This is a genomic window from Alteromonas sp. BZK5, assembly GCF_014349115.1.
In the GTDB taxonomy this organism is placed as follows: Bacteria; Pseudomonadota; Gammaproteobacteria; order Enterobacterales; family Alteromonadaceae; genus Alteromonas; species Alteromonas macleodii.
The window spans coordinates 1-9,106 of the sequence record NZ_JACSOE010000109.1 but is presented as its reverse complement, the minus strand read 5'-3'; the positions used below and the strand labels follow the sequence as shown (position 1 = coordinate 9,106).

Genomic DNA, 9,106 nt, shown 5'->3' with positions numbered 1-9,106 from the left:
GCTTTTTTACTGGGGGGATGAAAAAGAGGTTGAGCCAGAAGAGAAGTCTGAGGTTATTCCAACACCACCTGCCGAGACTCAGCAGAAGCCAATTAAACCGATGAGTGTTGAGTGGTTCGCACAAAACTATCAGGTCATTCGAGACAGGGCTGTTAACAACCCTACACGTGAAAACCTGCGAGCTGAGCTTTATGCGCAGAAAGTCATGATGGATAAATCTGAAGTCTACGCGCGCAAACGCCAATTTATGCAAAAAAGCGATCCTCTTTTGCAAGAAGGTGACCGTCTGCCATTATTTGGCGCCACATCACTAGCAATGATACAGAACCAAGAAAGTCTTAAAGAAAAAGCGTTAGGTGAACTCTATGATGATTCTGGTTTGATGATTTTTTATGATGAAAACTGCCAATATTGCCGACAATCAATAACGGTTGTCAATTATCTGCACCGTAAATTTCCTAATCTTGATATACGTGTATATGCGAGAAACACAGCACAGCCAGACGTAGTACAAGGCCTGCTTCAAGATATTAAAGTCTATCCAGACGATCTTATAAAAGTTTCCGAACGGTTCGATATTACTAACTGGCCAAGCTACGTGTTAGTAACGCCAGATGGCACCTTTTCGCTCATATCCCGAGGCATGATTAATCTTGAAACGTTGAAAGACAGAACGCTCATAGCTGGCTTCGAACATGGAGTTTTAGGCAAAGACTGGTATGAAAAAATCCACCATACCCAAATGGGTCTCATTGCATCTAATGAATACAGTGAATTGCCAAGTGGTATGGAGGAGGATCCTGTCTTACTTATCAATAGTGTTATCGACATGATCAACAACAGTTCAAACAAGTCATTTTACGAAGATTTCTACCCAGAAAAAAAGAAAGCAGGTGAAACAAAATGAATGTGATATCCAAGCTTAAATTTAAATGGTTAATAGCATTAATAGTATCCTACCCATTACTAGTGACTAGCGCTCAAGCATCCGTTTCAGACACATTGGATGCAATCACTGCTGATGCATCGTTTAGCTACACAGGTGGCGATGGTAGAAAGTTATCTCAGTTAGGCAGGCATGCCTATTCATTTGGTCGCATTCGATTCTCAAACCCTTCTACCGTAGTTAATTTAGTTAACCTTACTCCTCCTAGCATTTCGCCACCGAACTGCTCGAGTATCAATATTAATTTGGGTTCATTTGACATCATAAGTTTGGATGAGGCTGTGGCCATCCTTCGTCGCGTAGCATCTGAGGCGCTTACATACGGGTTCGGGTTGGCTCTACAATCAATGTGTAGTCCTTGTTGGACATCAATGAAAACCCTACAAAGTCAACTTGAACGTTTGAACTTGGCGAACAGGGGGACATGTACCATGGTTAAGTCCTTCATAGATGAAAAAACCGACAATGGTGATGTGTTCAATGTGGGGGGAATGTTGTGCGACGGTGAAGCATCAGTTTTTGGTGATGATGCTTATGTTTGTAACTTAGAAGACAGTGGTGCAGCAGAATTTATTGCTGATAGATGGGAGGGGTTTGTCGATACTGTAACTGCGTTGGGTGGCGATCCTGATGCAAAATTCCTCTACGGAAATGTTGTTGCAGAAACCTTTTCTAAGAGCCAAGGTTTAACTGCAATACCTGACTCTCTCTTCCCGTCAAGTTTAAGCACAATGATTTTGGGAGAACCTACAGTCGAACCAGCTACAACGCCTGCACATCCTGGCATTTCACCAACTGAGGCGGCAATGAACTTTTTTGGATACTACAGAAATGCGCCGGACAAAAACAATGAGAAGGTCGAATCAAAATACATAGTTCCGCAAGTCACATCGTTGTCATCATTGCTGTCTGCCGATTTGGATTGTAGCAATGGTAAATGTCGTCAGATTCAACAATGTGAGGATGTCTCGGCAACTAACCCTGCGTCAGGGAATGTATACGAGCTTCCTTGTGGTTCTGATACCAAAACACCCCCCGATTATTCTGCAGCAATAGCGTCTTACAATGCAGATACGTCATGTACTGACAAGGCTCAAAAAGTGACGCTTCCTGAAATAATGAGATGTTATGTTCAAGGGGCGTTCACCAAACTTCAAAATGGCGATATTGCCACTTTAACTGACCTACAGCAGAAAATAATCAAAGCGAGTCCTCCTAGTGTGATTAGAGCATTTTCGATTGGTACGGAAGCTGACAAAAATGCCCTGATGAAAGCGATGGACGCAGAAGTTACCGAATACCTCGCCAACATGATGATTTACAACTATGTGACAGATTTAGCCCAAATGACGACGCTCTTTTTAAATACAGGTGAAAAAGAGATGTCTGTAAGTAGAAGTCAGGTAACTGAAATATATGATGAGATTGATAAAAAATTACAGGAAGCGAATCAACTTAAGAAGTTGGCAGAAGCCTCGCTGACGACGATGAAGAATGGTACGGAGTACAATAAAATTGTGGATAAGTACTCTAAATCCATGTCGCGTCAGATTACATCCAACCTCAACAAATAACAGTAGGTAGATAATAATGGAAGACGGCGTTATTTACACTTGGGGGGCAATAGATGCATTAGTTGTTTTGTTTGATGGCCTAAGACTGCTTTTTGACCCTGGAACGACTACATTTTTTTCCGGTACCGGTGGACTAGGTTTAGGCGTTGCTACCACGCTTGCGGCGATGATTGCTCTTATTGGTACGATGAATCAATACATAAGTACCCAGAGGCTACAAATGCAAGGCCCATTAATGGGGCTGTTCATCTATGCACTTGTCGCTGTGCCAACAATAGACAGAATGTATATTTCGGATGTAAACACAGGTAAGACGCTTCCCGTTTACGATGTCCCATTAGGTCTAGCCGTTGTTGGTTATGGGATGAGTCTAATCTCTTACCGTACCGCCGAATTAATGGAAACTGCCTTTCAGACGGTACCGATTGAAGGAACGGCATTTGAATCTACGATGACAGGCGGCAATGGGTTTCTTTCCCCTGTTAAAACGTTGTATGCATTACGCGCAAGTTCGCTACAAGAACTAGACGAGCCATTAATGTATAACATGTACAGTTATACAAAATATTGCCTGCATGCTTCAGCAGACGATAAGTTGGCTGCTGACCCTACTGCATCGAATGTTTTTAATCCTGACACAATGAAGCGCAATGCTGACCCATTTACTTATATGACAGATGCAGCATTGATAAGCCCTTCTCATACCAATGCGTTAGCAGAGTTTATGGACCCTACTACTGGAGATGAAACATTCCAGACCTGTGAGGATGTTCGTAGTGTGCTAGCAGGTGGGCCCGGTGATGTAGGCAGTCTAGATAACTATTTGGACTCTTCCACAAGGTTTGGGGCCAGCAGGCTCAAGAGTTTAGCGACAAGCAATGAATCTATAACGCAAAACTGCGCAGATGGTGGTGTGTGTCTTGATAGTGTTACGGCCATCTCAACAAATTATGAAAGGTTAGGCCAATTGCTTGGTGGTATAGCTAATGCGCAAACATTTCATCGTGTGCGTATCATGCGAGACTTTAATACGTTAGTGAGTGGAGCACAGGAAATAGACCCCGATTCTGCAATGCAAGCTGTGGCAAATATTAATGAGTCCATTCAAACTGCGCAGTTACAAGAAGCGATTGAAGGGGAAACGTTCTTAAATTTCATGATGCCGGCAACCAACTTTATCATCATGCTATTTTATGCTCTTTTCCCGCTAGCCATGCTTATCATGATTACTAAGGGGATGGGTGCTGCACAATACTTAGGTGGTTACCTTCTTATAGGAATATGGGGATACTCTATCCTTCCAGTGGCCACTGCCATTAACTATATAACCATTGCTAATACCAGAGAAGCGGTATCGGCATTGTTAGCAATGGATGGGTTTACGCCTTTTGCGTATGACATGATTATAGATTCTGCAGCTAATTACCTTTCGGTGGGGTCTAATTTATTGGCAGCGGCACCTCTTGTAACGTTAGCCGTAATTACAGGTTCGGTGTTTGCGCTAACCTCTGTAGCCTCTGGGGCAGCAGCGCCTGCAGGGTCGGCGAGTTCAATCGCAGCAAGGTCTACTCCTCAAGCCCATGGTCAAATTACCGAACTTGGATTAAATCCTTATGCAACCGACCATAAAGGGAATTTGAATGTAGCCCCAGTTCAAACGAACAGTTATCAGGCAGCGTCTAGCATTACCGCTACCTCTACATTCACCAACTCCAGCAGTCAGAAAATAGCCGCTAGTGATGTTCAATCTGCAAAGTCAAATTTAGCAGCTGCAAGGCAAAGTACTGATGAGTCTATGCGTCAATTAATACAGCGTAATTCTTCAGGGAATGTGAATTCCGATGATGCAGCACTTACAAGTGCGTATCAACAAACGGGTAGGCAGACACTACAAAATTTAGGCATAGATATAAGCGGTTACAGCGACTCCGAAAGAAAGTCTATCGAAGCCGCTTCAGGTTATATATCAACCGGTACTGGAAGTCTGGGACTATCAGGTCAATTTGGCTCTGAAAAATTAATAAAAGCTGTTTCAGCGCTTACTGGTATCGATATGTCTGGTGCTGAAGCTAAGCAACCTTCTCCTCAATCAAAAGGACAAATAGACCCAGGCGCCACTCCAGGTTCAGCCGACAACCCCACTACTAACGTAGGTAGTAAATCTCCACAATCTGGTGGCTTTGGAGCTAATATTCATGCTGATGTTACTGGGACCGTTGGTGCGGTTGGTAGCAGGAGAAGTGTAGACGATACAACCAATCAAACTAATAGATCTGGCTCGAATCAAACCACTACAGGTAATACAGAAGAAGTAACAACTACAGGAGGGGTGACATCGACCAATTCGGGCTCAGTGAGATTGACGGATGAACAGCAAAGGGCAATAGAGCAGCATCAAGCTGATGTGACGCAGGCCAGCGCAGCATATGAAAAAGCGTTGGAGCGCCAGAAAACATATTCTTCTGATGCCGCAGTTGGTGAACAATTTACACATGGAAAACAGCTTGATCTCAATGATGTTCAATCGAAAATGAACTTTACTACGCCACAAGGTGTTTTGGATTACATGAATGATCATATTGATAATGGGTTGTCTGGTCATTTAAGCCCTCAACAGTTAGACGCTGTAAAAGCACAATATGAAAATAACGCAGAGCGAGAACGAAATGCAAAAGTCCCGGGGGCGCGCGATGCGACCTCTATGCTTGTTGGAGCCGTAAATGCGGCTGACTCAACGGCCTTTGAGTACAAACAAATAGCGGAAAACCCATCATCAAGCAGCAACACTCAAAATCTAACTAAAGAGCAAGCCAATCAAATCGCGCAGGTACTCAGTGGCCTTGATAGTCAGTTATTCTCTGAGGTAACAGGTGTTTCTAACCTTTCGAGAATGGAGTCTAATACCAATAGAGTTGAGGAAGGGAAGAAAATGACTGTTGAAGGTGATGCAGTTGAAAACCGCACTGCCCAAGAAACAGGTTCAATTAACTATAACAACATGGGAGCTGGACCACAGACCACACCTTTGGGTCAAGTTAATGATACGGTGGAAAGCCTACAGTCAAGCGGTGGAAACTCTGAGAGAGTCGGTTCAGAATACGGAAGGTTTTTCACACCGGACAGTATCCAAAGTACAATAGACTCTAACTCAGCTGCGCTTGGCGTAAGTCAAGGGACACCTTTTAATCAGCTAAATGAAAGTCAACAAAACCAAGTACTTGCTCACCAAACACATCAGGCACTTGATGCCGTCATGAGCTTGCCCGGTATGGACGCCAGTGACTATGAATCGTCTCGAACAGCGATTGAGGGAGCGGGAATAGGGCAGTCAAGTAACGCTAAAAACCTTCAAGCAGTTGATGCGGGTCAAGCAATAGTGAAAGATGCAGCAAGCAACTTTAATGAAAGCGTTGATAGTAAAGAAAGAGAAATTGCGCAAACAGAAAGTCATTACGCCAATGCTCATCACAATAATAGCAGTCATATAGCAAGTAAATCGGGTTACGGGACGTCGTCTGAATTCATTCCAACAATGGCATCTTCGCTAGGTAACATGCCTGTTGACACCGGAGATAATAATACAATCAATACAAACTTCCCAACATCTACCTTATCGTTAGAAGGGCAGCAGAGCCATTGGAATGGAGAGTTAAGGTCAGCGCTTCAAAAAGAAGTTGAAAATGGCAACATATCTCAACCTGCGGCACAGCGAATATATGACTCACATAGCATAGAAGAAGGAAGCGATACTACGTTAACACAAGCGTACGGTGGTTTGGTATCTGGTAATGTTTCTGGCAATTATCGAGTTGCTGGCTCGGCTACAGAAGATTTGATTACGGATACCAAAAACGCATTTTTCAACGAAGTTAATCAAGAGTCTGGTTCACTCCAAGATAGGTTAAGAGCTTCTTATTCTGGTGCACCGTCACCTATTGATACGGTAAATATGCAACGAGAAAATGCAGGCTTAACACGAGACCAAGACCTGTCCTATGTCGCAACGGTGAGGGATGCTGTTGAAGCTCGTGGAGGCGACGTTTCTGATATATCTGTTGAAAAGATAATAAGTGATTACGACTATATGACAAAACATTCTCCAACAGGAGGAATGTTTGCTCCAAAAAATGAAATAGTTAATTCAATGGTTAACGACTTAGTTGATAGGCTTCCGGAGAATATGTCTGCTAGAGACGCAATAAGGGTCATAGAAGAACCAATATATCAAGTTCAAGGCACGACAAACCCCTATAAGAGTGAGTTTGATAACTTAAAGATTAACTAAATACCTAAAAAATTGACGTAATACACTATGCAGACCATTTCGAAATTAGTGTATTGCGTCGATGTCTACCTATATAGACCCTATTTGGCTACAAAAGCAAATCGAAGAAGATGAACTTCGTCTTATAAATTTTAAAGCGGGGCATTATTATATTTCTAGGCAGGCTGAGATTTACAGCATGAATATGGCCCAACCACGTCGAATAATGCCAATTCCTAAGCTGACTGGAGAGCAGATAATAGTACTTTATACCCCCGGAATAACGGCCTATGACGTTTCCTCGTTAGTATTATCTACCTATTCGCCCAGTCACCTGGATAGTCATAATGTTCCCTGTTATCGCGATGCTGATCCAACCAACTGTTCACTAAGCAACTTATTTTGGGGAAACGAACTGGATGCGCTTACATGGCGCAAAGAAGCAATGAAAAAGACTTCTCAAAATACCTCAGTAACAGCACAACAAGATGTTTTGGAGGACAGTGAAGAGTCCATTGTAATAGAGCAAGTTCCCTCCATGGTTAAAGCTTCCAAATTACTTTCTGCTCTTATAGATATGATTATAAGTACAACCCAGCGGATGATGTCGCATCATGAGTATGACGACGAAACCCAATTCCTATTGCGTATGACGGAGATGCGTTTTAAGCATGCACTGGGTAAGGAATATGTCCCCCTAGATAATTTACGTTCTGTTTTCGAACTTGAAGCTCCAGACCCAAAAGTCTCAGTCATGATGAAAAGATTTCATGAGCGCTTTGAAAAGGTAGTGTTATGAGGTGTATTTACATACTTCTCAGCGTCTATCTAAGCAATTCAGTGATGGCTGTAGAACTGAGCAACGATCTTATAGCTAAGGCGCTTGACGGTGATAAGACATCTCGATTGCAATTAGCGGAAATGTTTGCAAACCCAGACAACAAATATTTTTATCCTCAGAAGTCGTTAGATATGTACGTGTCCTTGGCTCGAGAAGGGCATTCTGAAGCGTTCGAACCATTATCTATTTTGTTCTCCGACCCTAATTCTGACTTTTACGATCCAGCACGCTCAATTACTTATTTAAAAAAATTACCTGTCAGGCCCAACGGGCTATTACTTCTCAATGAAGTATTGTCTTATCGAACACCTATAAGCCGTTTAAAAGATGAATTGATTTCAAGGGAAATACAAAGAGGTGACGAGTACTATGACTTGCTATCTGCATTGTCATTCTTTCCATTTGAGTCTGCGTCCTCTTCCCAGCGTGATACTCTCTTGCGAGTGGTGAATGACTCTCGTGCGGTTCCATTTCTAAGATATTTCTATCCTCCCTTGTTGTTGCCAGTGGCTGGTGGAAAACATGTATTAGAGTTAGCTAGAGCAGAAGTTGAGGGGGGAACGTTACCCGCCTTAGCTTGGTATCAAGAGCCGGTTACTGATAAATGGTTTCCTGTCACTGAGACTAATGGAATTGAATGGGTAAAATTCATCTGGGAGTCAGATGAATGGCGTGGAAAACGTCTTGTAGCTGTATTAATTGCTTACCCGATAAATGCAAAGCAAACCTTACTCGATTATTACGCCGACTCTATGGATACATGTGATGACGGGTATTGTTTACCTGGGATGTTCCTGCGCTTTAAAGATGCAGGAGATATGGTGATTAGTGAATTCATATTTACGGCAGAAAAGCCTTTATTGAGACCAGCAAAGTTACCTGCAGATAAATCAAAATTACGGGCTATTCCGCGCATGTTATACAGCAATACAATAGAGACTAAGGGAACCCAAAATGAATAGATTAAACCTCTCACTGTTGTTGGTACTTTCATCGGTATTGTCATTTATAACGTTAGCAGATGAGTCGTTTGTAAATGAGTATTTCGTTGCTGAGGTTTTGTCATCCGATACGGTATATGAGCCAGCAGCCCGATATATTTATACTGTAAGGCCGCTAGGCAATCTTAGTCAATTGACAGATGAACCTTTACCCACAACGTTTTCTACGGATGTTGTGTTAAAGAAGGAAACAGTGGGTGAAGGTTATTGGATGCTAGCGCGGGTAAACAGGACTACGGGTCAAGTCTATACATTAGACGTAACCAAACCTGAAGTGGGATTCTCAGGTTCTACTTACTTCAAACGCATATTTCTTGACCGGCTTGAAGATTTATTGTTGCCAGCACAACCTAACATTACACGAGAGTACGGAAAAGCGAATGTTAAAGTGAACCTTGGTGTATCTGACGATTTTTCCATTCAATCACGCTACAACAAAGCCAAAAATAACCTCGCGCTAGTGGTTACCGATTATTACAT

6 protein-coding genes are annotated in these 9,106 nt (G+C 42.7%); all 6 read left to right on the top strand.

The genetic code is table 11. From position 1 onward, the window contains the following. Positions 1-907: conjugal transfer protein TraF (gene traF / locus BIZ39_RS19080; RefSeq protein ID WP_187447739.1), on the top strand; the 907-nt coding region annotated here is incomplete at its 5' end. Beyond that, the gene (locus tag BIZ39_RS19075) at positions 904-2,520 is read left to right on the top strand and encodes a conjugal transfer protein TraH (RefSeq protein WP_187447738.1); all 1,617 of its coding nucleotides are present in this window, start codon (positions 904-906) and stop codon (positions 2,518-2,520) included. The genes traF and BIZ39_RS19075, both read left to right, overlap by 4 nt. A 16-nt stretch (positions 2,521-2,536) precedes the next feature. Continuing rightward, the gene (locus BIZ39_RS19070; protein ID WP_187447737.1) at positions 2,537-6,805 is read left to right on the top strand and encodes a conjugal transfer protein TraG N-terminal domain-containing protein; all 4,269 of its coding nucleotides are present in this window, start codon (positions 2,537-2,539) and stop codon (positions 6,803-6,805) included. A 61-nt stretch (positions 6,806-6,866) separates the two neighbouring features. After that, positions 6,867-7,583 carry a hypothetical protein gene (locus BIZ39_RS19065; protein WP_187447736.1) on the top strand — a complete coding sequence of 239 codons (717 nt, stop codon included), beginning with the start codon at positions 6,867-6,869 and terminating at the stop codon, positions 7,581-7,583. Positions 7,584-7,627: 44 nt separating this feature from the next. After that, positions 7,628-8,587, top strand: coding sequence for a hypothetical protein (locus BIZ39_RS19060; protein ID WP_187447735.1), 960 nt, complete (start codon positions 7,628-7,630; stop codon positions 8,585-8,587). Then, positions 8,580-9,106: hypothetical protein (locus BIZ39_RS19055; RefSeq protein WP_187447734.1), on the top strand; the 527-nt coding region annotated here is incomplete at its 3' end. The genes BIZ39_RS19060 and BIZ39_RS19055, both read left to right, overlap by 8 nt.

Excerpts from the sequence above, each read along its gene's own strand:
- BIZ39_RS19075 (WP_187447738.1), top strand. The coding sequence starts at position 904 with ATGAATGTGATATCCAAGCTTAAATTTAAATGGTTAATAGCATTAATA.
- BIZ39_RS19070 (WP_187447737.1), top strand. The coding sequence starts at position 2,537 with ATGGAAGACGGCGTTATTTACACTTGGGGGGCAATAGATGCATTAGTT.
- BIZ39_RS19065 (WP_187447736.1), top strand. The coding sequence starts at position 6,867 with ATGTCTACCTATATAGACCCTATTTGGCTACAAAAGCAAATCGAAGAA.
- BIZ39_RS19060 (WP_187447735.1), top strand. The coding sequence starts at position 7,628 with ATGGCTGTAGAACTGAGCAACGATCTTATAGCTAAGGCGCTTGACGGT.